The following is a 23,912-nucleotide window of genomic DNA, read 5'->3' on the forward strand; positions in this document are numbered from 1 at the left end:
GTGCCCCGCGTCGGTGCGGCGGCGCTGCTGGTCAGGCGGTGAGGGTCTCGCGGAGCTGCGTGAGGCCCCAGTCGAGGTCTTCCTTGGTGATGACCAGGGGCGGGGCGATGCGGATCGTGGAGCCGTGGGTGTCCTTGACCAGGACGCCGCGTGCCATCAGCTTCTCCGAGAGCTCCCGACCCGTGCCGTGCGCCGGGTCGATGTCGACGCCCGCCCACAGGCCCCGGCCGCGCACCTCCCGGACCGCGCCCGTGCCCGTCAGCAGGCCCAGTTCGCGGTGCAGGTGGTCGCCGAGCTCCGTCGCCCGCTGCTGGTACTCGCCGGTGCGGAGCATCGCGACGACCTCCAGGCCCACGGCGCACGCCAGCGGGTTGCCGCCGAAGGTGGAGCCGTGCTCGCCGGGGTGGAAGACGCCCAGGACCTCGCGGCTCGCGACGACCGCGGAGACGGGGACCACGCCGCCGCCCAGGGCCTTGCCGAGGATGTAGACGTCCGGCACCACGCCCTCGTGCTCGCACGCGAACGTACGGCCCGTGCGGCCCAGGCCCGACTGGATCTCGTCGGCCATGAACAGCACGTTCCGGGCCGCGGTCAGCTCCCGTACGCCCGCCAGATAGCCCGGCGGCGGCACCAGCACGCCCGCCTCGCCCTGGATCGGCTCCAGCAGCACCGCGACCGTGTCCTCGTCGACGGCCGCGTCGAGCGCGGCCAGGTCGCCGTACGGGACGATGGCGAAGCCCGGCGTGTACGGGCCGTAGTCGGCACGGGCCTCGGGGTCGGTGGAGAAGCTGACGATGGTGGTCGTACGGCCGTGGAAGTTGTTCTCCGCCACGACGATCTTCGCGCGCCCCTCGGGCACGCCCTTGACGCGGTAGCCCCACTTCCGGGCGGTCTTCACCGCGGTCTCGACGGCCTCCGCGCCGGTGTTCATGGGCAGCACCATGTCCTTGCCGCACAGCTCGGCGAGCTGCGTGCAGAACTCCGCGAAGCGGTCGTGGTGGAACGCGCGCGAGGTCAGCGTCACCCGGTCCAACTGGGCGCGGGCGGCGTCGAGGAGGCGGGGGTTGCCGTGGCCGAAGTTGAGGGCCGAGTAGCCGGCGAGCATGTCCAGGTAGCGGTTGCCCTCGACGTCGGTCATCCACGCGCCTTCGGCGGTGGCGACGACCACGGGCAGGGGGTGGTAGTTGTGCGCGCTGTGGGCGTCGGCCGCGGCGATGGCTGCGTCGGTTCGCGTCACGGGATCTCCGTTCCGTTGCGCCGTGAAGGGCGGTGCGGGCGGGGCAGGGGTGGTGCCCCTGTTTCTATCTTCGCTCGGTTGATGGACGAAGGATCCATCACCGGCGGGCGTGCCCGCTAGGGTGGCACCACGTGCGGCGACTGGCGAACGTGGAACGGACCACGGGGGAGCCGCGCGGCGCAGCAGCCGAGTGGTGCCGCCCGCCTGGGTGCCCCGGGTCCGACGCAGACTCGACCCGGAGGTACGTCATGGCCCCTTCCCCCGCGCACCCCGCCCTCGCCAGGACCGACCCGGAGCTGGCCGCCCTCGTCGCCGCCGAGGAGCAGCTCCAGACCGACACGCTGCGGCTCATCCCCAGCGAGAACTACGTCTCGGCCGCCGTGCTCGAAGCCACCGGCACCGTGCTGACCAACAAGTACAGCGAGGGCTACCCCGGCAAGCGCTACTACGAGGGCCAGCAGAACATCGACCCCATCGAGACCCTCGCCGCGGACCGGGCCAACGCCCTCTTCGGCACCGAGCACGCCAACGTGCAGCCGTACTCCGGCTCCCCCGCGAACCTCGCCGCCTACCTCGCCTTCGCAGAGCCCGGCGACACCGTGATGGGCATGGCCCTGCCGCACGGCGGGCACCTCACCCACGGGTGGAGCGTGTCGGCGACCGGCAAGTGGTTCCGCGGCGTGCAGTACACGGTGGGGCGCGGGGACGGGCGCATCGACTTCGACGAGGTACGGGACCTGGCGCGCGCCGAGCGCCCGAAGATCATCCTGTGCGGCGGCACCGCCATCCCGCGGACCATCGACTTCGCCGCCTTCGGCGAGATCGCCCGCGAGGTCGGCGCCGTGCTCGTCGCCGACGTGGCGCACATCGCCGGGCTGATCGCCGGCGGCGCGCACCCCTCGCCCGTACCGTACGCGGACGTCGTCACGACGACCACGCACAAGACGCTGCGCGGGCCGCGCGGGGCGATGATCCTGACCCGCGCGGAACACGCGCGGGCGATCGACCGCGCCGTCTTCCCCGGCCTCCAGGGCGGGCCGCACAACCACACCACGGCGGCTATCGCGGTGGCGCTGCACGAGGCGGCGCAGCCGTCGTTCCGGGAGTACGCGGCGGCCGTGGTCGCCAACGCGCAGGCGCTCGCCGCGCGGCTCGCGGAGCGCGGCTTCTCGCTGGTCTCGGGCGGCACCGACAACCACCTGATCCTCATCGACCTCACCGGCAAGGAGGTCCCGGGGAAGGTGGCGGCGAAGGCCCTGGACCGGGCGGGGCTGGTGGTCAACTACAACACCGTCCCGTACGACCCGCGCAAGCCGTTCGACCCGTCGGGCATCCGGCTCGGCACGCCGTCGCTGACGTCCCGGGGGCTGGGGACGGCGGAGATGGCGCAGGTGGCGGAGTGGATCGACCGGGGGGTCGCGGCGGCCCGGACGGGCGGCACGGAAGGGGATGTGGCGCTGAAGGGGATCAGGGGCGAGGTGGCGGAGCTGATGGCGGCCTATCCGGCGCCGGGGCTGCCGGTGGGCTGAGCACGGGACGCCGGCGGCCGGTCCGTTGCGGCCGGCCGTCGTCCGGTGCCGTGCGCGGGCCGGGAGCGTGAGCCGGATGGCTCGCGCCCCCGGCGGCGCGGGCTCCGGCGGGCCTCAGCCGTCGAGGTCCAGGAGTACGCCGCGGGAGCCGGCCCGTTCGGCCGCCGCCGTCCGGCGGCGGCGGTGGAGGCGGGGTGCGGCGGTGGCCAGGAGGGCACCGGCGGCCAGGCCGGGCAGGGTCCACCACCAGTTGGTGCCGGGACCCGTGTCCGGGCCGGCGGCGGTCGCCTCGCGGCGGGCCGCCCGGTCCGTATCCGCGGCCGCCTGCCCTTCCTCCCGGGCCGCCCCCTCGTCCGCGGCCGGCTCCGGCCGGCCCCCGGCCTCCGGTACGGCGGCGTCGGTGCCGAACTGCGGCGGCAGGTACCACCCGCTCTGTGCTTCCGGCCGCTGTGCGACCCCCAGCCGGCCGAGCAGCGAACCGAGCCGCCCCGGGTGCTCCACCCGCCGCCAGGTCTGCTCGGTCGCCGCGTCCCCGCCGGTGCCCCTGCCGACCACCGCGCCGCCGCGGGCGTCCGGGTAGACGGTGTCGACGCGCCACACGTGGACGTCGTGCTGGAGCCACGTCACCGTGATCTGCCGCGCGTCCGCGCCGCCGAGATCGGCTTCTGTGAGCACCGGGCCGACCCGTTCGCCGGTGCCGCCGATGGCTTTGTCGAGCGCGGCGTAGTCGGGGTGGGTGGCGTACAGGGCGGCGGCTTCGCCGCTGCCGCCGTTGACGAGCAGGACGCTCGTCGGACCGCCCGCGGCGGCGGGCGGGGCGAGGCCCAGGGCGAGCCCGAGGGCGGTGAGGGCCGCGGCGGCGGCAGCGGTCAGGCGGCGGCTGTGCCGGTGGATGGGTCTGCGCATGGCGTCGCTCCGTCGTCCGGTCGGTGTCCGGCCGAGGCCGGTGGCGTACGAACCGGGCCCCGCTCCCCGTGCGAACCGGGCCCCGCCCTCCGTACACCGCGACCGGCGCTCCGGTTCCGCCCCGGCCGCCTCACGACGCCGACTCCGCGACGCGCAGCGCCTCCCGCTTGGCCGGGATGCCTTCGAGGCGCAGGGTCAGCGCGTCCTGGCCCTGCCAGAGGAGGGTGGGGCCCGCGGTGCGGACGGGACGCGTGTACGTGCTCCCGCCCGGCTCGCGCAGGAGCAGCTCCAGGCGGTGCGCCTCCGGGAACCACAGCGCCGTACCGGTGCGGACCTGCTCCCACTCCGGCGGCACCGGCGACGTCTTGCCGACGAGCGGGTCGAGCGTCCCCCGGAACGCGTCCAGCCGCACCGCACCGCCACCCCCCGCCCCGCGCCCAGCCGCCCAGCACAGCGACACCATCCGTCCGTCCGCCGAGACGCCCGCCGCGTCCGGCGGCCCCAGCCCGCGGGGCACCGGCGGCCGGAAACCCGCGCGGCGGGCGGCCGCGTCGAGGCTCAGCGCGCCGCAGCCCGGGACGGCACCGGGGGGAGGGGCGCCGGGGCCGGACGGCGACGAGGACGGCGTGACCCGTACCGCGACGCCGCCGAAGTCGAACAACGACGCCACCCCCGCCCGTACGGGCGCCGCCAGCACCAGCCCGGCCAGCACCGCCGCGAACCCCGCGAGCAGCACCCGCCGCCGCCCCCGCACCCGGCGCCCTGCCCGCACCCGCCACCCCGCGACGGGCACGGGCTCCCCCGCGACCCGCCCCATCACCCCCGCGACGACCCCCTCGACGTCCACCCCGGCCCCACCGGCCGGCTCCGCCGGAGCCACCCCGGCCTCGTGCACCGCCCCCGCGCCGCCCGCGGCGGACGACCGCCCCAGAGAGCGCAGCTCCGCCTCCAGTCCCGCCGGCCCGTCCAGCCCTTCCGGCTCACGCCCCACCGACCCCGCCCCCTTCCCGCTCCCCCGCGCCCGCGCCCCCGCGGCCCCGCACCCCACCGGCCGCACCGTCCCGCGAACCGCCGCCCTCCCCCAGCAGCCGCGCCAGCTCCCGCAGCGCCCTGCTCAGCCGGGACTTCACCGTCCCCCGCGGCACCCCCAGCGCCGCCGCCGTCTCCGCCTCGTCCAGATCCAGCAGGTACCGGTGGATCACCACCTCCCGGTGCCGCTCCCGCAGCGCCCGCAGCGCCGTCACCAGCTCCTCCCGCCGCTCCGCCGCCAGCGCCAGCCCCATCAGGTCCGCCGCGGCCACCCCCGCACCGCCCGCCGCCGCCCCGCCGGCCAGCGCCCCGGCGCGCTCGGTCGCCGCCCGCCGCCGGGCCGCGGCGCGCACTGTGTTCTTGGTCTCATTGGCCACGATCCGCAGCAGCCACGGCCGGAAGGCCGCGCCGTCCCGGAAGCCGCCGAGCGCCCGGTATGCCTTGATGAAGGCGTTCTGCACCACGTCTTCCGCCTCCGCGCCCGCGCCCAGCAGCCGCGCGAGCCGGTGCGCGGTCTCCGCGTGGGCGCGCACCAGTTCCGCGTACGCCTCGGTCTCCCCGTTCCGCACGCGCGCCACCAGCCGCGCCTCACCCGCGCCGTCCCCGCTGATCGCCGCCCCTCCCGCCGCCGCCCACCGGCCCGCTCACGGGCCGCCCGCGGTCCGCCGCCGGCGGCCCCCGCATCCTCCCTACACCGCCGGGCCGAAACGCGTTCCGCACCTGAGAGAATGAGCCCCATGGCAGCCCCGACCCATCGCCCCCGCGTGCTCTCCGGCATCCAGCCCACCGCCGGCTCGTTCCACCTCGGCAACTACCTCGGCGCCGTCCGCCAGTGGGTGGCGCTGCAGGAGACGCACGACGCGTTCTACATGGTGGTGGACCTGCACGCGATCACGGTCCCCCAGGACCCCCGGGAGCTGCGCGCCAGCACGCGCCTGGCCGCCGCGCAGCTCCTGGCCGCCGGTCTCGACCCGGAGCGCTGCACGCTGTTCGTGCAGAGCCAGGTGCCCGAGCACGCGCAGCTCGGCTGGGTGATGAACTGCCTCACCGGCTTCGGCGAGGCGTCCCGCATGACGCAGTTCAAGGACAAGGCCGCCAAGCAGGGCACGGCCAACACGACCGTCGGCCTCTTCACGTACCCGATCCTGCAGATCGCCGACATCCTGCTCTACCAGGCCGACGCCGTCCCGGTGGGCGAGGACCAGCGCCAGCACATCGAGCTGACCCGCGACCTCGCCGAGCGCTTCAACACCCGCTTCGGCCGCACGTTCACCGTCCCGGCGCCGTACATCCTCAAGGAGACGGCCCGGATCTACGACCTCCAGGACCCGACGGTGAAGATGAGCAAGTCCGCCTCCTCGCCCAAGGGCCTGCTCAACCTCCTGGACGAGCCGAAGTCCTCCGCGAAGAAGATCAAGAGCGCGGTGACGGACACGGAGACCGAGATCCGCTACGACCCGGAGGCCAAGCCCGGCGTCAGCAACCTCCTCACCATCTACTCGACGCTCACCGGCGCCGCCGTCGCCGAACTGGAGCAGAAGTACACGGGCAAGGGCTACGGTGCGCTCAAGACCGACCTCGCCGAGGTGGTGACCGAGTGGGTGACGCCCTTCCGTTCCCGTACGCAGGAGTATCTGGACGACCCGGAGACCCTGGACTCGCTGCTGGCCAAGGGCGCGGAGAAGGCGCGTGCGGTCGCGGCGGAGACACTTGCCGAGGCATATGACAAGGTGGGCTTCCTGCCCGCCAAGCACTGAGGGCCGTGAAGGAGACGCTTGTGGGGACCGTGACGGTCGGTGTATCGATCGCCGTCCCGGAGCCGTACGGCAGCCTGCTGCAGCAGCGCCGGATCGGCTTCGGCGACACCGCGGCCCACGGCATTCCCACGCACATCACGCTGCTGCCCCCGACCGCCGCCGACGCCGGGACGCTGCCGCTGATCGAGCGGCACCTGGCGCAGATCGCCGACTGCGGGGTGCCCTTCCCGATGCGGCTGAGCGGGACGGACACGTTCCGGCCGCTGACGCCGGTGGTCTTCGTGCAGGTGGTGGAGGGCGCGGCGGCCTGCTCCTGGCTGCAGAAGATGGTCCGGGACGCCTCCGGGCCGCTGGCCAGGGAGCTGCAGTTCCCGTACCACCCGCATGTGACGATCGCCCACGACATAGACGAGGCGGCGATGGACCGGGCGGCGGCGGAGCTGGCGGACTTCGAGGCGGCGTGGTCGGTGGCCGGGTTCTCGCTGTACGAGCAGGACGCGGAGGGCGTGTGGCGGCTGGAGCGGGAGTTCCGCTTCGGCGGCGACTCGGCGCTGGAGGTGCCGGCGCAGACGCGCTCGGAGCCGGCGCCGTCGCCGGGCTGAGGCGGGCCCGCGGGGCACGGAACTTCCCGTACGGCACGTAACTGTCCCGTACGACACACAAGGCGCGTACGGGACATAAAGCCCCTGTCGCTCCGCCCGCGGCACCCCTTACCGTCCAGCGTGCCGCGTCACTTTCCCCACCCTCCCCACAGATAACCTGGCGTTTCCGGGGCAGACGCCGGATCGTACGGCCGCCGCGCACCCGGCGGCGGCTCGGGGGACGCGACGGCAGGAGTGCAGCGTGGAGTGGCTGACCAGGTTGCCCTTCGTCGGCCCGTATGTCGCCCGCTTCATGCGCACCCGTCCCTACCGGGCCTTCGAGTACGTGCAGGCGCGGCACTGGAGCCGGCTCGCCGGGGCCGTGACGTTCAGCAGCTTCGTCGCCCTCTTCCCGCTGCTCACCACCGCCGCCGCGATCTCCGCCGCCGTCCTCAGCGACAGCCGGCGCAAGGACATCGAGAACTGGCTCACCAAGCAGGTGCCCGGCATCTCCGACCGGCTCGACATGAGCAGCATCTTCGAGAACGCCGGCACGGTGGGGCTGATCTCGCTCGCCCTGCTGATGTTCACGGGCGTCAACTGGATCAGCACCCTGCGCGACGCCCTGCGCGCGGTGTGGGACCGGGCGGACATCTCCGAGAACCTGTTCCTCGGCAAGGGCAAGGACGCCCTCATCCTGTTCGGCCTCGGCGGCACGGTGCTCGTCTCACTGACCGTCTCGATCACGGCGGCGACCGCCGCCGACGCCGTACTCGGCGCGATCGGCGTCACGGAGGGCGGCTGGGGCAGCGCGGTGCTGGAGGTGGCCGCGTTCGGCGCGGCCGTGACCGCGGGGTTCCTGCTGCTGGTCTACGTCCTGACCCGGCTGCCCGGCGTCCACCCGCCGCGGCGGCGGGTGCTGGAGGCGGCGCTCGCCGGGGCGGTGGGCTTCGAGCTACTCAAGCTTCTTCTCAGCGGCTACTTCAGCGGCGTCGCCGGACGGAGCGTCTACGGCGCCTTCGGCGTTCCCGTCGCGCTCGTCATCTGGATCAACTTCATGGCCCGCCTCCTGCTCTATTGCGCCGCCTGGACGGCCACGCCCGACGAGGTCGGGAAGCGGCCAGCGGCGGTGGATGACGTAGGCGACGATCGCGAGCAGCGCGACTGACCCGATCGTGATGGCGAGCGCCGTGCCGACGCCGCCCTCCTCCTCGCCGTCCGCGGCGGTGGGCCTGGCGCCGTCGGACGCGGACGCCTCGTCGCCCGAGCCGGCGGAGCCCTGGGTGCCGCCGCCGTCCTTGCCGGTCTCCTGGCCGGTGTCCTGGCCGGCGCCGTCCTCGTTCCGCATGCCCTCCGGCGGGACCAGCTCGCCGACCGGCTGCACGGCGGGCGCCGCCTCGAAGCCCCAGTCCAGCAGCTTGCCGGCCTCCTTGTAGACGGCGTTCGACTCGTCCTCGTCGGGGTGCATGACGGTGACGAGCAGCACCCGGCCGTCGCGCTCGGCGACGCCGGTGAAGGTGGCGCCGGCGTTGGTGGTGTTGCCGTTCTTGATGCCGGCGATGCCCTTGTAGACGTCCACGTCGACGTCGCCGGTCAGCAGCCGGTTGGTGTTCTGGATCTCGAAGTACTCGCGCTTCTTGCCCTTCTTCCCGCCCGGGAACTTCGCCCGGGGGGTGGCGGCGTACGCGCGGAAGTCCGGGTTCTGCATGCCGGCGCGGGCGAAGAGCGTCAGGTCGTACGCGCTGGAGGTCTGCCCCTTCGCGTCGTACCCGTCGGGGCTGACCACGTTCGTGTCCTCGGCGCCCAGCTCGCGCGCCCGGTCGTTCATGGCCTGCACCGTGGCGTCGACGCCGCCGTTCATGGCCGACAGCACGTGCACGGCGTCGTTGCCGGACCGCAGGAAAACCCCGAGCCACAGCTCGCGGACGGTGTAGGTGAGGTCCTCTTTTATGCCGACGAGGCTGCTGCCCGCGCCCATGCCCTCCAGCTCCTCGGCGGCCACCTTGTGCTTCTCCTCCTTGTTGAACAGGGGGAGCAGGGTGTCCGCGAAGAGCATCTTCAGCGTGCTGGCGGGGGGCAGCTTCCAGTGCGCGTTGTGCGCGGCGAGCACCGCGCCGCTCTCCGCGTCGGCGACGACCCAGGACCTGCCGGTGAGCTTCTTCGGCAGTGCGGGGGCGCCGGTGCCGAGATCGACGTGGGTACCGGGCTGGCCGAGGAGGGTGCCCCCGATGTTCGACATCTGGTCGGGCGGCCGCGGCTTGTCGTCCTGGGCCGCGGCGGGCGCGACGCCCCCGAGCGACAGGAGCGTGGCGGCGGCGGCGAGCGCGGCGCCGCGGATAGTCACATGAGATGTCGGCACGTCGCGAACCTACCTGGAGTCGCCGTCGATGTGGACACCGAGGTGCGCTAGTTGGCCGAGGAGCGCCCCCGGATGGGGGCGGGTGGGACACGGGAGGGGTCCCGGGTCCCGGTTCTACGCTGAAGGTACGACCGTCGCCGACGGAGGAGCGGTGGGCATGGACTGGATCCGGAAGAGGCTGTTCGGCGGGCGCGCGGGCCGGGCACGGGGCGGCGGGGACGCGGCGCTGCCGGCGCCCGCCGGGGACGGCGGCGCCGGCGGGAGCGGGGGCGCCGGCGGGCGGGGCGGCGAGATGGTGTGCGACTGCTGCAACGCGCCCTTGGAACGCGCGGAGGCGTACTACCTCCCCACCAGGACGGTGATGATCTCCGAGGTCCACTGGGCCGACTGCTTCGAGACGAACAAGGGGCTGTGGGAGATGTTCCTTCCGGCGGACCGGCTGCCGTCCGTGTTCGACGACTTCTTACGGCAGCACGTCGCCAGCGACACGCCGTGGGCCGTGTGCGAGCGGTGCAGCGAGTTCTTCATCTTCGACCGGGCGGCGGCACGTGCGGACGCGCTGAACGACCACGTCTCCGACGCCAACGGTGCGGTGGACCCGGCGGGTTGCGTGCTCTTCGCGGCCCTGGGGTGGGAGCGGGTCCACGGCTCGTGGCCGGAGTCGGTGAAACGGCCGGATGTCGCCGACGTATGCGACTTCTGCGAGAAGAAGATGTATGTGGGCGAGATGTGGGGTTTCGTCACGACGGAGACGCTGGCGCGGTACGAGGCCAACGGGTTCACCGACCACGGCCGTCCGGTCCGCGTGGTCCGTACGAAGGAGGACGGGGAGACCGGCTGGGTGGAGTGCCAGGTATGCCTGGCCCGGAACCTCAACCGGGGCCAGCGGGCGAACTACAGCCCCGAAGGCCGGGATTGAGGCGGCCCGGCCGGCGATCCGTGACCTAGGCTGCGGCTATGGCACGTATCGACGGCGCCGCGGCCGGGGCGGGTGACCCGGGTACAGCCGCTACTCGGGCCCGGGTGAACGAAGACCTGCTTCCTCTTCTTCGTGGCCGAGGTACCGCCGGCGGCTACCGGGTCCGTTCCCACCGGCTCCGGGTGAGGGCGTACTCGACCTCACCGTGTTCCGAGCCTTCGATCCGCTCCGGCCAGTCGCCCGTGAAGTGCCGTACGAAGATCAGGCCGGACTTCTCCATCACGCGGCGGGAACCGGTGTTGACGGCCATGGTGTTGGCGGTGACCCGCTCGACGCCGAGGTCGGTGAACCCCTTGCGGATGAGCGCGCGTGAGCCCTCGGTGGCGTAGCCGCGCCCCCAGGCGGACCGGTTGAGCCGGTACCCCAGCTCGACGACGGCGGGGCTGTCCGCCTCCACCGGCCGGAACTCGAACCAGCCGAGGAACCCGCCACCGCCCTTCTCCTCCGCGGCCCAGTACCCGCGGGTGCCCCACGGGTAGTCGTGGAGCAGCCGCGGCAGCACGCGCTGCTCGACGGCCTCGCGGCTGGTGGGGCGGCCACCGTTGATGAACCGCATGACGGCGGGATCGCCGTCCAGGGCGACGAGGAGATCGACGTCGCCGGCGCCGAACGGCCGCAACACCAGCCGCCCGGTCTCCAGAAAACTCCCCATCCCCGGATCGTCACCCGCCCCACCCCGCCCCCGCCACCGGATTACCCGCGGACGGGGACCACGGGTGGCGTAACAAGGGGTGGCCGGGTGATGAACGGTTAGCATCGCGGGCACCGTAGTCGAGGTCTGGAGTGCCGTCGTGTCCGTACCGCGCCTCGGGGTCGCCGTCCTGACCATGGGCACGCGCCCCGCCGAACTCGCCGCCCTGCTGGAGTCGGTGGCCGCGCAGCGGGTGCCGGCCGCGCGGGTGGTGGTCGTCGGCAACGGATGCCGGCTGCCGGACCTCGGCGACGGCGTGACCGCCGTGGAGCTGAGCGACAACCTGGGCGTCGCGGGCGGGCGCAACGTCGCGATCAAGGAGCTTCGCGCCTTCGGCGACGTGGACGTGGTCGTCGACCTGGACGACGACGGGCTGCTGGTCGACGACGAGGTCTTCGCCCGGCTCCGCGACCACTACGCCGCCGACGAGCGGCTGGGCGTCGTCAGCTTCCGCATCGCCGACGCCACCGGCGCCACCCAGCGCCGGCACGTACCCCGGCTGCGGTCCGGCGACCCGATGCGCGGCGGAGAGGTGACCACCTTCCTCGGCGGCGGACACGCCTTGTCGATGCGCATGCTGGACGAGGTCGGCACCTGGCCCGGCCACTTCTTCTTCACGCACGAGGAGACGGACCTCGCCTGGCGGGCGCTGGACGCCGGCTGGAAGGTCGTCTACGACCCCGAGCTGCTGCTCCAGCATCCGAAGACCTCCCCCGCCCGGCACGCGGTCTACTACCGCATGACGGCCCGCAACCGCGTCTGGCTGGCCCGCCGGCACCTGCCGTTCCCGCTGGTCCCGGTCTATCTCGGCACCTGGCTGGCGCTCACCCTGGCGCGGGTGCGGTCGGCGGCGGGGCTGCGGGCGTGGTTCGGCGGGTTCACCGAGGGGATGCGGACCGACTGCGGCGGGCGGCGGCCCATGCGGTGGCGCACCGTGTGGCGCATGTCCAGGCTGGGGCGGCCGCCGATCGTCTAGCTCACCGGGGGCGGGGGCCCGCCGGTGCGGGGCTCAGAGTGCCCCGGGCGTGGGTTCGTGGGGCGGGGTGCGAGGCTTGTCGCATGTACCTCTCACGCCGCGCCTCCTGGTTTCTGCTCGCCTTCGGCGGGTGGTCCTGGTTCATCTGGATCACGTTCGTCCGGAATCTGTGGAAGGACTCCAGCGGGCTGGCCTTCGAGGACGGCGACCCCACGGGGTACTTCTGGGTGCACCTCACGCTGGCCGTGACCTCCTTCGTGCTGGGGACGACGATCGGGTGGCTGGGCCTGCGCGGCGTACGGGCGGGGCGGCGGGCCGAGGGCGGTCCGGCGGACGGCGGTCCGGGCGGCGGCGGGCGCGGCGGCGCCGACGGCGCCCACGGCTCGGACGGTGCCGACGGCGCGGACGGGGCCGGCGGGGCCGGCGGGGACGTGCGCGAGGCGGCGGCCGGGGCCGGGAGGTAGGGCCGTGGTCTTCGTGCCGATTGCGATCGGGATGCTGCTGCTCGTCGCCGGGGCGCACTGGTACGTGTGGCGGCGGCTGGTCCGGGACACCATGCGGCGCGGCGGCTGGCCGCGCAGGCTGGCGACTCCCGCCGTGGTGCTGCTGCCGCTGATGGCGTTCGCGGCGGTGGCCTCGGAGCGGGCCGGGGCGCCGATGCCGGTGCAGCAGACGCTGGGGTGGCCGGGGCTGATGTGGCTGGCGTTGCTGCTGTATCTGCTGCTGGGACTGGCGGTGGGCGAGCTGGTACGGCCGGTGCTGCTGCGGGTGCTGGAGCGGCGGGCGCGGCGGGCGGCCGGTGGTGCCGGAGCGGCGGCGCCGGTGGCAGAGGCGGAGCGCGAGGCGGCCGTCGCCGCCCTGGCGCAGCAGGTCGCGACCGCGGAGGCGGCCGACGAGGCCGCCGCGGAGGCCGGTGGCGGCGCGGGTGGCGGTGGCGGTACGGGGACCAAGGCGCCGCTGCGGCTCGGGCCGGCCACCGGGACCGGGGACGAGCGCGGCGCGGCCGACGGCGGCTACCCCGCCGCCGCGCCGGGCGGCGGTGACGTGTCGCGGCGGCTCTTCGTCGCCCGTACCGTCGCCATCGGCGCCACCGCCGTCGCCGCCGGGACCGTCGCGTACGGGGCGTACGGCGTGCTCGGCCGCGCGCCCAGGGTCAAGAACGTCACCGTCCCCCTCACCAAGCTGCCCGCGTCCGCCCACGGCTACCGCATCGCCGTCGTCAGCGACATCCACCTCGGCCCCGTCCTCGGCCGCGGGCACACCCAGCGGATCGTCGACACCATCAACGCCCAGCGCCCCGACCTCGTCGCCGTCGTCGGCGACCTCGTCGACGGCTCCGTCGACCATCTCGGTACGGCCGCGGAGCCGCTGGGGCAGTTGGACGCGCGCGACGGCTCGTACTTCGTCACCGGCAACCACGAGTACTTCACCGGCGCCGACGGCGCCGCCGAATGGCTCGACCACCTCCGCGAACTCGGGCTGCACCCGCTGGAGAACGCCCGTACGGAACTGCCCGGCTTCGACCTCGCCGGCGTCAACGACGTCTCCGGCGAGGACGTCGGCAAGGCCCCGGACTTCGCGCGCGCCCTCGGCGACCGGGACACCTCCCGCGCCTCGGTGCTGCTCGCGCACCAGCCGGTCGTGATCCACGACGCGGTGGACCACGGCGTCGACCTGCAGTTGTCGGGGCACACGCACGGCGGGCAGATGTGGCCGGTGACGTACATCGCGGAGGCGGCGAACCCGACGCTGGCGGGGCTGGAGCGGTACGGGGACACGCAGTTGTACGTCACGCGCGGCGCGGGGGCGTGGGGGCCGCCGGTGCGGGTGGGGGCGCCGTCGGACATCACCATGGTGCGGCTGGCGTCGCCGGGGGCGTGAGGGGCGCTCGTACGCGTACGGCCCGCGCCCGCCCCCGCGCGGGACGGGTCCGTACCCCCTACGTCTCCGCCTCCAGCACCCGGCACAGCGCCCCCAGCGCCCCCGGGTACAGATGGTCCGGCGGCGTCCCGTACCCCACCACCAGCGCCTCCCCCTGCACCCCCGGCGCGTCCCCCGCCGGGGCCGGCGCCGTGAAGTCGCCGCCCTCCTCCCACGCCGCGTTGCCGTACGCGTACGCCCCCAGCCGCGCCACCGCGAGCCCTTCCACCGCCGCCCGCGCCAGCACCCGCCGCTCGGTGCCCGGCGGGAGCCGTACGACGGCGTGCAGGCCCGCCGCGATCCCGGTGACGGTCACCCGGGGCGCCCGCCGGGCGAGTTCGGCCACGAGGCGGTCGCGGCGGCGGCGGTAGCGCTGGCGGGCGGCGCGTACGTGGCGGTCGTAGCCGCCGGAGTCGAGGAACTCGGCGAGGGTGAGCTGATCGACCACCCCCGGCGGCGTCCGGCTCAGCGACTGCACCGCGTGCACCCCGCGCAGCAGCCGCTCCGGCAGCACCATCCAGCCCAGCCGCAGCGCGGGCGACAGGCTCTTGCTGGCCGTTCCCAGGTGCGCGACGTGCTCCGGGTCGAGGGACTGGAGCGCGCCCACCGGCTGCCGGTCGTAGCGGAACTCGCCGTCGTAGTCGTCGTCCAGCACCACCCCGCCCGTCGCCCGCACCCAGTCGACGGCGGCCGCGCGCCGGTCGGGGGCGAGGGGGACGCCGGTGGGGAACTGGTGCGCCGGGGTGAGGAGGACGGCGCCGGCGCCGGTCGCGGGCAGGGCGGCGGTGGCGATGCCCTCGTCGTCGTACGGCAGCGGCACCGTCCGCAGCCCGGCGTCGGTGAGGAGGCGGCGGTGCAGCCCGAGCCCGTACGGCTCGACGGCGACCCGCCGGGCGCCCTCGGCCCGTAGCACCTCGGCCAGCAGCCGCAGCCCGCCGGTGAACCCGGCGCAGACCACGATCCGCTCCGGCTCCGCGTACACCCCGCGGGCCCGCGCCAGATACCCGGCCAGCGCCCGCCGCAGCTCCACCCGCCCGCCGGGGCCCTGGTGCCCGAAGGCCGCCGAGGGCGCCGCGGTGAGCGCCCGCCGCGCGGCGGCGGCCCAGGCGGCGCGGGGGAAGCGGGCGGCGTCGGGGGCGCCGGGGAGGAGGTTGTAGACGGCCTGCCGGTCGAGGGGGTGGCGCGGCGGCTCGTGCGCGGGGGCGTGCGCCTGGGGCGTGGTGCGGCGGGGCTCGCTGCGGGCGGCGACGCGGGTGCCGGAGCCCTGCCGGGCGGTCAGCCAGCCCTCGGCGACGAGTTCGGCGTACGCGTCGGCCACCGTGTTGCGCGCCACGCCCAGGTCTGCGGCGAGCGCCCGGGACGACGGCAGCCGGGCGCCGGGGGCGAGCCGCCCGGTGCGTACCGCGTCGCGCAGCGACCTGATGAGCGCGGCACCGGCGCCGCGGGTGCCGGCGCGGACGTCGACGTGCAGGTCGAGGGAGCGGTGGAAGTCGCGCAGCTCCGCCGAAGTGGCCCAGGAATCCGCCATGGAAATGGACCATACATCTGGGATATGAAGATCTAGCGTGGGAGGCATGACACAGCGTCTCGACCTCTTCGCACTCGCCCCCGACGTCCACCGCGCCCTGGTCAGGGTGGAGCAAGCGGCCAAGAAGGGCCTCGATCCGGTCGTCTACGAACTGGTGAAGCTCCGCGCCTCCCAGATCAACCACTGCGCGTACTGCATCGACATGCACGCGAAGGACGCGCGCGCGGCCGGCGAGACGGAGCAGCGGCTGTACCTGCTGAACGCCTGGGAGGAGGTGCCGCACCTCTACACGGAGAAGGAGCGGGCCGCGCTGGCGCTGGCGGAGGCGGTGACGGTGCTGACCGACGGGTTCGTACCCGACGAGGTGTACGAGCGGGCGGCGAAGCACTTCGGGGAGCAGGAACTGGCGCGGCTGATCGGGGTGCTGACGGTGATCAACGCGTGGAACCGGTGGTGTGTGACGAGCAGGGCGAAGGCGGGGGACTACACGCCGGGTCAGTACGAGCAGGGGGCGTGAGGGCCGTGGCGGGGAGAGCCGAGGAGTTCCGGGCGCTGCACCACGGCAGGGAGCCGGGCAACCCGCTGGTGCTGCCGGGCCCGTGGGACGCGGCGAGCGCCCGCGTCTTCGCGGACGCGGGCTTCGCGGCGCTGGCCACGCCGAGCGCGGGCATCGCGAGGGCCCTGGGCTACGGGGACGGGGAGGCGACGCCCGTGGCGGAGATGTTCGCGGCGATCGCGCGGATCGTGCGCGCGGTGGACGTACCGGTGACGGCGGACGTGGAGGCGGGCTACGGCCTGCGGCCGCGGGAGCTGGTCGAACGGCTGCTGGCGGCGGGGGCGGTGGGCTGCAACCTGGAGGACACGGTGCACCCGGGCAGGACGCTGCGGGCGGCGGGGGAACAGGCGGAATTCCTGGCGGAGGTCAGGGCGGAGGCGGGGGACGGGCTGTTCGTCAACGCCAGGGTGGACACGTTCGTACGGGGGGTGGAGGACCCGGCGGCGGCGGTGGAACGGGGCAGGCTGTACGCGGCGGCGGGGGCGGACGGCGTGTACCCGATCGGGGCGCCGCCGAGGTATCTGGGCCTGCTGGCGGAGGAGACGGGCTTGCCGGTGAACGCGCTGGCGGCGGCCCCGGGGGCGGGGCCGGGCCCGGCGGAGCTGGGGCGGCTGGGGGCGAGCAGGATCACGTTCGGGGGCGGGTTGCTGGAGAGGACGCTGAAGGGAGTGGAGGAGCTGGCGAGGGAGTTGGGGAGGGGGTAGGGGCGAGTGCCGCGGGCGGCGGCTCCCGGCTCCGCTACGGGGGTACGGAGCCGGGTGGGCGGCATCGCGCGTGCGGTGGGCCTGCCCCACGCCGGGCGGCAGGCCCGGAGGCGCCGGGAGACCGTCTCCGGCTCAGGCTCCGCCCACTACCTCACACTCCGCCCCCGTGCAGAACGACGCCGTCATCTCGTCCACGACCTCCCGCTGTTGGGGCCAGGCCGTCTCCGGGCCCGAGACCAGCAGCGCGTACATCTTTCCGTCCCCGGTCTGCGTGTCGTGCAGCAAGACGCGCCGCGGGCCCAGTTCCTCGTCGACGTACGAGTAGTCGTACTCCGCGGCGTGCCCCAGATCCGCCAGCTCGTTGAGCCGGTAGCCTTCCGCGTTCTCCTTCGTGCCCTCGATGATCTGCACCGCCTCATACGGGCTGACCTGCTCGGTCACCTCGTAGACCTGGATGAACGCGCCCCCCGCGAACGGCTCTTCGTAAAACACCGACACCCCGTCGACGCGCCGCTCCCAGTCCTCCGGTACGGCCACCGCGTACCCGTTCTCCCTCGCGAGCACATAGCCGGGCGGTACGGCAGGCTCCGACGACGAAGGAGACGGCGACGAGGGCTCCGACGACGGGGCAGGGTCCTCCTTCGGGGACTTGGGGTCCGCCGCGGCGCTGCGCCGGGGTTCCGCCGCCTGCTCGCCGTCGTCGTCTCCGCCGAGCAGCAGCCAGCCCGCGGCGATGAGCCCGCCGGCCACGATCACCACGAGACCCACCACCGCCGCGATGACGCCGCCGCGTCGCCGCGGGCGCTCGGGCTCGACGCCGAGTTCGTAGCCGGGGTACGGGGTGTAGGCACCGGCGTAGGGGTCGTACGAGGCGTCCTGCCCGTAGCCGTACGCCTGCTCCTGCTCCTGCCCGTGCGCCGCCGGGTACCCCGGCCCCGGCGGCGGGGTGGCGGCCTGCGTCGGCACGTCCGGCGGCGGCGGGGGGAGCACTCCGGGGGCCGGTTCCGGGCCCCAGCCCGGCGCGGTGGGGGGCGGCTGGTGGGCGGACTGCGTCGGCAACTCCGGGGGCAGGGGCGGGACCTGCGCTTCGGGGGCGCTCGCCGCGCCCCAGTCGGGTGCGGTGACGGGTGGCGGTGGGACGGCACCGGGGGCTTCCGACCAGTCGGGCGCGGTCGGCGGCGGTGCCGGACTACCGGCCCCCGCCCACCAGTCGGGCACCCTCAACGCCGGCGGCTCAGCCCCCGGACCGGCCGCCTCTGCCGGCAACCTCAACACCGGCAGGTCGGACTTCGCGCCCGACGGCTCGGCCTCGGCAGCCTGCGACTCGGCCTCCGCATCCCGCGGCCCGGCCTCGGAGTCCTGCGACTCGCCCTGCCCCGGCGACTCCGCGCCCGCAGCCATCGGCGACTCGGCGTCCGCCGCCGCCTCCGTACCGGCATCCGGCGCCGCATCCGCCGGCCTGTCCGGCGCCACTGTCGGCCGCGGCGGTACGTCGTCTTTCGCTCCCGCCGCCGCCCAGTCCGGCCCCGCCGACGACGCGTCCGGAGCCCGGTCCTCCCACCACTCCCGCTCCGCCGACGGCGACGGTGACGGCGCCTCATCCGCAACGGAGTTCGACGGTTCTTCGTCCTCGTCGCCCTCGTCTTCCGCCGACTGGTCCGGAACCCTGTCCTCAGGTGCCCTGTCCTCGGGAACCCGGTCCTCAGGCACCCCGTCTTCCGGCGCCCGATCCCGCGGCGGCGACGAGGCTGGCACCTCGTCGGATTCCGCGGCCGGAGTCTCCTCCCCCGCGTCCTCCACGGACGTCGTCCCGTCGCCCACGGCCGGTGCATCCGACTCCGCGTCACCCACCGGCACGTCAGAACCCCCCGCGGGCGCCCCCACCGGCCGCGGCGGGATCGTCGGTGGTGGAGGGACCTCAGGGCCCTGCCCCCGCTGCTGTGCGTCCTCGTCCCCGTACGACCCGCCGCTGCTCATGTCAGTCTCCTGTCCCCCAGGTCTCCGAGAGCCCCGCACGGGCAACACAGCACGCCCCGCCCGGACTCGCCCCCGGCACCGCACCCTCCGCCGGCACACCGAACCGTACCGAGGACTCGGCCCCTCGCGCCCCCCGCCGCCCGACTTCGCACCCGTCCGGACACGGGCCCCCGCCGCCGGTCCGCCCTCCCCGCACGAACCGGCACCCCGCCCGGGCCGGCCGGCCCGGGCGGGGTGCCCTCGGACGCGCTACGGGCGGTAGACCTGACGCCCCTTGTACTGCCCGCAGTTCGGGCAGGCGGTGTGCGGCGGCTTGGGCTCGCCGCACGCCGCGTTCGGGCACGTCATCAGCGCGGGCGCGGAGACCCGGCCGCGCCACTGGGCGCGGTGGTGGCGGACCCGGGACCGCGACTTCTTCCTGAACATGGAGCTGGACACGCTGGTTTCCTTCCTCCGGTGGACGTTCGCTGCGGTGCGGCGAACGCGGGCGGGGGATCCCGCCCGACCAGGGGCCGGAGAACCAGGGCTGTGTCTGGATGCACGTACGGACGCGCGTACGCATGCGCACGCGTACGGGCGCGAAGCAAAGGCAACTGAGGAAGCACGGGGATACGTCCCGGAGACGAGATGGTCGAGCAGGACAAGACGAAGCAGCCCCGCTACCCGCGGGGCCGGCGCGAGGGCGCTAGTGCGCCTCGGGTGTGTCGACCGGCTCGGAGACCATGCGCCCGACCGTAGAGACCACCCCGGCAGCCCGCAACCGAATATCCCCGTCACACGAAAACCGCGGCGGGCCCTCCCCCAGGAGGACCCGCCGCGGCAAGCGGCAAGCGGCCGGCAGTCAGCGGCGCCAGGCGGTCAGACCAGCCCGAGGCCCCGCACCGCCTCGCGCTCCTCCGTGAGCTCCTTCACCGAGGCGTCGATACGGGTCCGCGAGAACTCGTTGATCTCCAGCCCCTGCACGATCTCGTACGCACCGTCCGCGCACGTCACGGGGTACGACGAGATCAGCCCCTCCGGCACGCCGTACGAGCCGTCCGACGGGATGCCCATCGAGACCCAGTCGCCCTGCGCCGTGCCGTTGACCCACGAGTACACGTGGTCCACCGCCGCGTTGGCCGCCGACGCCGCCGACGAGGCGCCGCGCGCCTCGATGATCGCCGCGCCGCGCTTGGCGACGGTCGGGATGAACTCGTCGGCCAGCCACTTCTCGTCGTTGACGACCTCGGCGGCGTTCTTCCCCGCGATCTCGGCGTGGAAGACGTCCGGGTACTGGGTCGCCGAGTGGTTGCCCCAGATCGTCAGCTTCTTGATGTCGCCGACCGCGGCACCCGTCTTCTTCGCGAGCTGCGACAGCGCGCGGTTGTGGTCGAGGCGGGTCATCGCCGTGAACCGCTCGGCCGGTACGTCCGGGGCGGCGGCGCGGGCGATGAGCGCGTTGGTGTTGGCGGGGTTGCCGACGACGAGGACCTTGATGTCGTCCGCGGCGTGGTCGTTGATGGCTGTGCCCTGCGGCTTGAAGATGCCGCCGTTGGCCTCCAGCAGGTCGCCGCGCTCCATGCCCTTGGTACGCGGGCGGGCACCGACCAGCAGCGCGACGTTGGCGCCGGCGAAGGCGACGTTCGGGTCGTCGGTGATGTCGATGCCGCGCAGCAGCGGGAACGCGCAGTCGTCGAGCTCCATCGCCGTGCCCTCGGCGGCGCCGAGGGCCGGGGTGATCTCCAGCAGCCGCAGCTTGACCGGCACGTCCGGGCCGAGGAGCTGGCCGGAGGCGATACGGAAGAGCAGCGCGTAGCCGATCTGCCCGGCCGCTCCGGTGACGGTGACGGTGACAGGGCTGTCGGGAGTGCGGGTCATGGTGATCTCTCCGATGAGGGGGCGCGACGTACGGGCTGGCGGGGCCCGGGCGGCCAAGGGCAGCCGTGCCCCCGGGGGTCAATCTATCCGACTGGCACGGAGTGCCGGAGGGCGGCCGGTGTGGGCCCGGTCACGACGGCGGGTCAGGCGGAGCCGCCGGTACGGGCGGGAAAGGGCAGTTGCGCCCCGACCGACCGCTACGACGGCCACCGCGGCTCCGACCCCACGACGGCCACCACGCCTACGACGGCAGTGTCCCCTTCGTGCAGGCCGCGGTCCCGTCCGGCAGTTCCGCACACGCCCGTACGGCCTCCAGCTCCTCCGCCACGACCATCGCGGTATATCCCTCGGTCGTCCCGGCCGACGAGTCCTCGCGCACCGGCTCCTCGCCCGGCACCTCGGCCAGTGCGGTGACCGTCGAGCCGGGCTCCGCGGCGGTGATACGGGCCCACGCCGCCTGGCAGGGTTCGCTGTAGCGGATCTCCAGGACCATGTCGCCGATGGTCGTCTGCGTGGTCGTACGGGCGAAGTCGCCGCCGCAGCCCATCTCGTCGGCGTCCTTGCCCGTGCAGTCGTCGCCCTGGCACTCCACGCCCTCGGGCAGCTCCGCCGTCTCGGACGGCGACTCGGCCCCGGACCCGGAACCCGACGACTTCCCGGCCGGGCCGGACTCCGGCTTCGGGCCGCCGCGGGGCTTCTGCTGCTCCTCGACGCCGGGGTCGGCGATCAGGCCGTGGCCGACGTAGACGACGCCGACGACGCTGCCCGTGAGCAGCAGGGTGACGAGGCCGGCGAGGAGCACGCGGCGCAGGGGCCAGTTCTTCCGCGCGGGCGCCGCGGCGGGCGGGGCCGGGGCGGGGGCGGTGGATATCGGCCGGGTACGCGCCGTCTCGCCGGCCGGCTCCGGGGCGGGCGGCGGGGTCGGGCGGGAGAGGGCACGGAGTTTGGTGGTCTCGTCGGTGTCCCGGGCGGCGGGGTCGGCGGCCTTGCTTCCGGCGCTGTGCCCGGTGTCGCTTCCGGTGTCGCTTCCGGTGCTGCTCAGGGTGCTGTGCCCGGTGTTGCTTCCGGTGTTGCTGCGGGTGTCACTTCCGGTGCTGCTGTAGGTGTCACTTCCGGTGCTGCTCCGGGTGTTGCTGCCCGTGTTGTTTCCGGTGTCGGTCCCCGCGTCTGCACCGGCGTCGCCCCCGGTGTCCGAACCGCGGCCGGCTTCCTCCGCCGTCACGGCTCCTGCGCCGGCCCCGGCTCCCGGTCTCGCCCCCGCGTCGCCCTCCCCGGCCGCCCCCGTCGCCCGCCGCTCCGGCGGCGGCGGAGGTCCGGGACGTACCGCCGAGCGCTCCGTCGCGTCCGGGTGTACGGGCCTCTCCGCACCCCGCCCCGCGCCGCCGGTCCCGCCGCGGCCCGCCGTCTCCCCGGCGCCGGGTATCTCCTCGCCGCGCCCCCTGCCCCGGCCCAGGACTCCGCGGAGTCCCCGGCCCTGGCGGCCGGGCTCCGAGGCGGGCGGGTCATCCGGGTCGGGCTGTGCCGCCCGGAGGGCGCGCAGCGCCGACCGGTTCCGCAGCTCCGCCCGGCTCCAGGCGCGGTCCGCCGCGCTCCACTCGGTCATGAGCTGGTCGTCCAGCGCCCCCGTCACCTCCGCGAACGCGACGACCGACTCGCGGGACGGCATCAGCCGCCCGTTGAGGTAGCGCTCCCACGACGACCTGCTGTACCCGGTGCGGTCCGCGACCTCGGACACGGTCAGGCCGCTGCGGTCGACCAGCCGGCGCATGTGCGCGGCGAAGTCCCGTATCTGCGGGTCGAGCTCCTCCGGCAGCTCCTTCCAGCGAGGCATCGCTACTCCCTCGTTCCCCCTTGGTCCCCGTGACGCGCTCCCGCTCCAGCATCGCATCTGCCAGCGCGGACGTGGAGATCCCGGGTACGATCCCGCCTCTCGCCGGCTCCCCCTCGCAGACCCTCGCCGGCCCTCCGCAGAGATCCGCAGACCTCGGCCGGCCCCCCGCCGGCCGCGCCCGTCAGCGTACGGAGAAGTGGACCGCGTCCTCCAGGAACGGCACCTCGAGCCACGGGTCCGGCATCGCGACCAGCGCCAGCAGCACGAGCGCCAGCCCCAGCACCCCGAACGTCACGATGTCCGTGAACCGGGACCGCACCGCCAGCATGCCCACCTCCGGCACCGTCCAGCGCAGCACGCCGCCGACGAGCAGTGCCCCGCCGAGGATCAGCGTGCCCTCGCGGAACGGGCCCGCGGCCACCGTGATCAGCCCGGCCGCCGCTATCGCGAGCACCAGGAGTATCGGCCACTGCCGCACCGGCGGCGGGGCCTGGCCGGACGCCGCCCGGCCGCCGCCCTCGGGGCGGACCGTGCCGCGGGTGGGGAACGCCGTGCGGCGGGCCATCACGGCGCCGCCGGCGCGGCCGTGCCCATCCCGGACGTGCCGGCGGCCCCGTTCGCCCCGGTCGCGGCCTCCGCCGCCTCCACGACGTTGACCAGCAGCATCGCCCGTGTCATCGGCCCCACCCCGCCCGGGTTCGGCGACAGCCAGCCCGCGACGTCCGCGACGCCCGGGTGCACGTCCCCGACGATCTTGCCGTGCTCGTCGCGGCTCACGCCGACGTCGAGGACGGCGGCGCCCGGGCGGATGTCCGCCGGCTTGATCAGGTGCGGCGAGCCGGCCGCGGCCACGACGACGTCGGCCTGCCGGAGGTGCCCGGCGAGGTCACGGGTGCCGGTGTGGCACTGGGTGACCGTGGCGTTCTCGGACTTGCGGGTGAGCATCAGCGGCAGCGACCGGCCGATGGTGACGCCGCGCCCGACGACCACGACGTGCGCCCCGTTCAGCTCCACGCCGAACTGGCGCAGCAGCCGGATGACGCCGTTGGGGGTGCAGGGCAGCGGCGCCGGCTCGTTGAGCACGAGCCGGCCCAGGTTCGTGGGGTGCAGCCCGTCGGCGTCCTTGGCCGGGTCGATCAGCTCCAGCACCCGGTTCTCGTCGATGTCCCGCGGCAGCGGCAACTGCACGATGTAGCCGGTGCAGTCCGGGTCCTCGTTCAGCTCGCGGACGACCGCCTCGATCTGCTCCTGCGTGGCCGTGGCGGGCAGCTCGCGCTGGATCGAGGCGATGCCGATTTCGGCGCAGTCGCGGTGCTTGCCCGCGACGTACTTCTGGCTGCCCGGGTCGTCTCCGACCAGGAGGGTGCCGAGGCCGGGCGTGACACCCCGGCCCTTGAGCGCCTGCACGCGCGTGGCAAGCTCGGACTTGATCGCGGCCGCGGTGGCCCTGCCGTCGAGAATCTGGGCGGTCATGGCCCCATCCTCCCCGATGCTG

At 74.7% G+C, this 23,912-nt stretch carries 21 protein-coding genes, 2 pseudogenes and 1 riboswitch; of the genes and pseudogenes, 10 read left to right on the forward strand and 13 right to left on the reverse strand.

Translation table 11 applies throughout. The annotated features are described in order from the left end of the window. Positions 1 to 31: 31 nt before the first annotated feature. Positions 32 to 1,237: an ornithine--oxo-acid transaminase gene (rocD, locus tag ACFYVJ_RS01380; RefSeq protein WP_388885294.1), complete on the reverse strand. Its 1,206-nt coding sequence runs from the start codon at positions 1,235 to 1,237 to the stop codon at positions 32 to 34. A gap of 126 nt (positions 1,238 to 1,363) precedes the next feature. After that, a riboswitch (ZMP/ZTP riboswitch) is annotated at positions 1,364 to 1,454 on the forward strand. A 31-nt stretch (positions 1,455 to 1,485) separates the two neighbouring features. Here rocD and glyA point away from each other — a divergent pair. Then, entirely contained in the window at positions 1,486 to 2,766 is a 1,281-nt protein-coding gene (gene glyA, locus ACFYVJ_RS01385) for a serine hydroxymethyltransferase (RefSeq protein WP_388885296.1), read from the forward strand. Positions 2,767 to 2,880: 114 nt separating this feature from the next. Here glyA and ACFYVJ_RS01390 read toward each other — a convergent pair whose 3' ends face one another. The 3 genes from ACFYVJ_RS01390 to ACFYVJ_RS01400 form a co-directional block, all read right to left on the reverse strand. Then, positions 2,881 to 3,672, reverse strand: a complete 792-nt coding sequence (locus tag ACFYVJ_RS01390; RefSeq protein ID WP_388885299.1) for a hypothetical protein — start codon at positions 3,670 to 3,672, stop codon at positions 2,881 to 2,883. 130 nt (positions 3,673 to 3,802) lie between these two features. Then, complete coding sequence (locus tag ACFYVJ_RS01395; RefSeq protein WP_388885301.1) at positions 3,803 to 4,663, reverse strand: hypothetical protein; 861 nt, start codon at positions 4,661 to 4,663, stop codon at positions 3,803 to 3,805. Beyond that, positions 4,653 to 5,282 (reverse strand): RNA polymerase sigma factor, encoded by a 630-nt coding sequence (locus tag ACFYVJ_RS01400; protein WP_388886128.1) that lies wholly within the window; start codon positions 5,280 to 5,282, stop codon positions 4,653 to 4,655. The genes ACFYVJ_RS01395 and ACFYVJ_RS01400 overlap by 11 nt, the downstream gene beginning before the upstream one ends. A 156-nt stretch (positions 5,283 to 5,438) precedes the next feature. On the opposite strand from ACFYVJ_RS01400, the gene trpS reads away from it, so the two are divergent. From trpS to ACFYVJ_RS01415, 3 genes and pseudogenes are all read left to right on the forward strand, one after another. Then, entirely contained in the window at positions 5,439 to 6,458 is a 1,020-nt protein-coding gene (trpS, locus tag ACFYVJ_RS01405; RefSeq protein WP_388885304.1) for a tryptophan--tRNA ligase, read from the forward strand. A gap of 20 nt (positions 6,459 to 6,478) precedes the next feature. Next, positions 6,479 to 7,060: a 2'-5' RNA ligase family protein gene (locus tag ACFYVJ_RS01410; protein WP_388885307.1), complete on the forward strand. Its 582-nt coding sequence runs from the start codon at positions 6,479 to 6,481 to the stop codon at positions 7,058 to 7,060. A 292-nt stretch (positions 7,061 to 7,352) separates the two neighbouring features. Then, positions 7,353 to 8,078, forward strand: a pseudogene (locus ACFYVJ_RS01415) (YihY/virulence factor BrkB family protein); the annotation flags it as partial. Here ACFYVJ_RS01415 and ACFYVJ_RS01420 read toward each other — a convergent pair. Beyond that, positions 7,995 to 9,383 carry a D-alanyl-D-alanine carboxypeptidase family protein gene (locus tag ACFYVJ_RS01420; protein ID WP_388886129.1) on the reverse strand — a complete coding sequence of 463 codons (1,389 nt, stop codon included), beginning with the start codon at positions 9,381 to 9,383 and terminating at the stop codon, positions 7,995 to 7,997. The pseudogene ACFYVJ_RS01415 and the gene ACFYVJ_RS01420 overlap by 84 nt on opposite strands. 172 nt (positions 9,384 to 9,555) lie before the next feature. Between ACFYVJ_RS01420 and ACFYVJ_RS01425 the strand changes: the two genes are divergently transcribed. Beyond that, a complete protein-coding gene (locus ACFYVJ_RS01425) occupies positions 9,556 to 10,317 on the forward strand; it encodes a hypothetical protein (protein ID WP_388885310.1) in 762 nt (253 codons plus the stop codon). Positions 10,318 to 10,471: 154 nt separating this feature from the next. Here the strand turns inward: ACFYVJ_RS01425 and ACFYVJ_RS01430 are convergent, their stop codons facing one another. After that, positions 10,472 to 11,029: a GNAT family N-acetyltransferase gene (locus ACFYVJ_RS01430; RefSeq protein WP_388885313.1), complete on the reverse strand. Its 558-nt coding sequence runs from the start codon at positions 11,027 to 11,029 to the stop codon at positions 10,472 to 10,474. Positions 11,030 to 11,168: 139 nt separating this feature from the next. On the opposite strand from ACFYVJ_RS01430, the gene ACFYVJ_RS01435 reads away from it, so the two are divergent. From ACFYVJ_RS01435 to ACFYVJ_RS01445, 3 genes and pseudogenes are all read left to right on the forward strand, one after another. After that, a complete protein-coding gene (locus ACFYVJ_RS01435) occupies positions 11,169 to 12,044 on the forward strand; it encodes a glycosyltransferase family 2 protein (RefSeq protein ID WP_388885316.1) in 876 nt (291 codons plus the stop codon). Between the two features lie 83 nt (positions 12,045 to 12,127). After that, a pseudogene (locus ACFYVJ_RS01440) lies at positions 12,128 to 12,355 on the forward strand (SCO4848 family membrane protein); the annotation flags it as partial. Between the two features lie 157 nt (positions 12,356 to 12,512). Beyond that, positions 12,513 to 13,925, forward strand: coding sequence for a metallophosphoesterase (locus ACFYVJ_RS01445; protein WP_388885319.1), 1,413 nt, complete (start codon positions 12,513 to 12,515; stop codon positions 13,923 to 13,925). A gap of 58 nt (positions 13,926 to 13,983) precedes the next feature. Here the strand turns inward: ACFYVJ_RS01445 and ACFYVJ_RS01450 are convergent, their stop codons facing one another. After that, positions 13,984 to 15,492 carry a PLP-dependent aminotransferase family protein gene (locus ACFYVJ_RS01450; RefSeq protein ID WP_388885322.1) on the reverse strand — a complete coding sequence of 503 codons (1,509 nt, stop codon included), beginning with the start codon at positions 15,490 to 15,492 and terminating at the stop codon, positions 13,984 to 13,986. Positions 15,493 to 15,538: 46 nt separating this feature from the next. Here ACFYVJ_RS01450 and ACFYVJ_RS01455 point away from each other — a divergent pair, with 46 nt between their 5' ends. After that, a complete protein-coding gene (locus ACFYVJ_RS01455; RefSeq protein ID WP_388885324.1) occupies positions 15,539 to 16,009 on the forward strand; it encodes a carboxymuconolactone decarboxylase family protein in 471 nt (156 codons plus the stop codon). Between the two features lie 5 nt (positions 16,010 to 16,014). Further along, the gene (locus ACFYVJ_RS01460; protein WP_388885327.1) at positions 16,015 to 16,752 is read left to right on the forward strand and encodes an isocitrate lyase/phosphoenolpyruvate mutase family protein; all 738 of its coding nucleotides are present in this window, start codon (positions 16,015 to 16,017) and stop codon (positions 16,750 to 16,752) included. 132 nt (positions 16,753 to 16,884) lie between these two features. Here ACFYVJ_RS01460 and ACFYVJ_RS01465 read toward each other — a convergent pair whose 3' ends face one another. The 6 genes from ACFYVJ_RS01465 to ACFYVJ_RS01490 form a co-directional block, all read right to left on the reverse strand. Then, positions 16,885 to 18,729: a hypothetical protein gene (locus ACFYVJ_RS01465; RefSeq protein WP_388885330.1), complete on the reverse strand. Its 1,845-nt coding sequence runs from the start codon at positions 18,727 to 18,729 to the stop codon at positions 16,885 to 16,887. 249 nt (positions 18,730 to 18,978) lie between these two features. Continuing rightward, positions 18,979 to 19,167, reverse strand: coding sequence for a 50S ribosomal protein L32 (gene rpmF, locus ACFYVJ_RS01470; RefSeq protein WP_388885333.1), 189 nt, complete (start codon positions 19,165 to 19,167; stop codon positions 18,979 to 18,981). Positions 19,168 to 19,587: 420 nt separating this feature from the next. After that, a complete protein-coding gene (locus ACFYVJ_RS01475) occupies positions 19,588 to 20,586 on the reverse strand; it encodes a malate dehydrogenase (protein ID WP_388885336.1) in 999 nt (332 codons plus the stop codon). Positions 20,587 to 20,827: 241 nt separating this feature from the next. Continuing rightward, a complete protein-coding gene (locus ACFYVJ_RS01480; protein WP_388885338.1) occupies positions 20,828 to 22,417 on the reverse strand; it encodes a helix-turn-helix domain-containing protein in 1,590 nt (529 codons plus the stop codon). 181 nt (positions 22,418 to 22,598) lie between these two features. Beyond that, on the reverse strand, positions 22,599 to 22,982 hold the full coding sequence (locus tag ACFYVJ_RS01485; protein ID WP_388885341.1) for a DUF3017 domain-containing protein: 384 nt from the start codon (positions 22,980 to 22,982) through the stop codon (positions 22,599 to 22,601). Beyond that, entirely contained in the window at positions 22,982 to 23,890 is a 909-nt protein-coding gene (locus ACFYVJ_RS01490) for a bifunctional methylenetetrahydrofolate dehydrogenase/methenyltetrahydrofolate cyclohydrolase (RefSeq protein WP_388885343.1), read from the reverse strand. The genes ACFYVJ_RS01485 and ACFYVJ_RS01490 overlap by 1 nt, the downstream gene beginning before the upstream one ends. Between the last annotated feature and the right edge of the window lie 22 nt (positions 23,891 to 23,912).

Source organism: Streptomyces sp. NPDC004134, assembly GCF_042874195.1.
Taxonomy (GTDB): Bacteria; Actinomycetota; Actinomycetes; order Streptomycetales; family Streptomycetaceae; genus Streptomyces.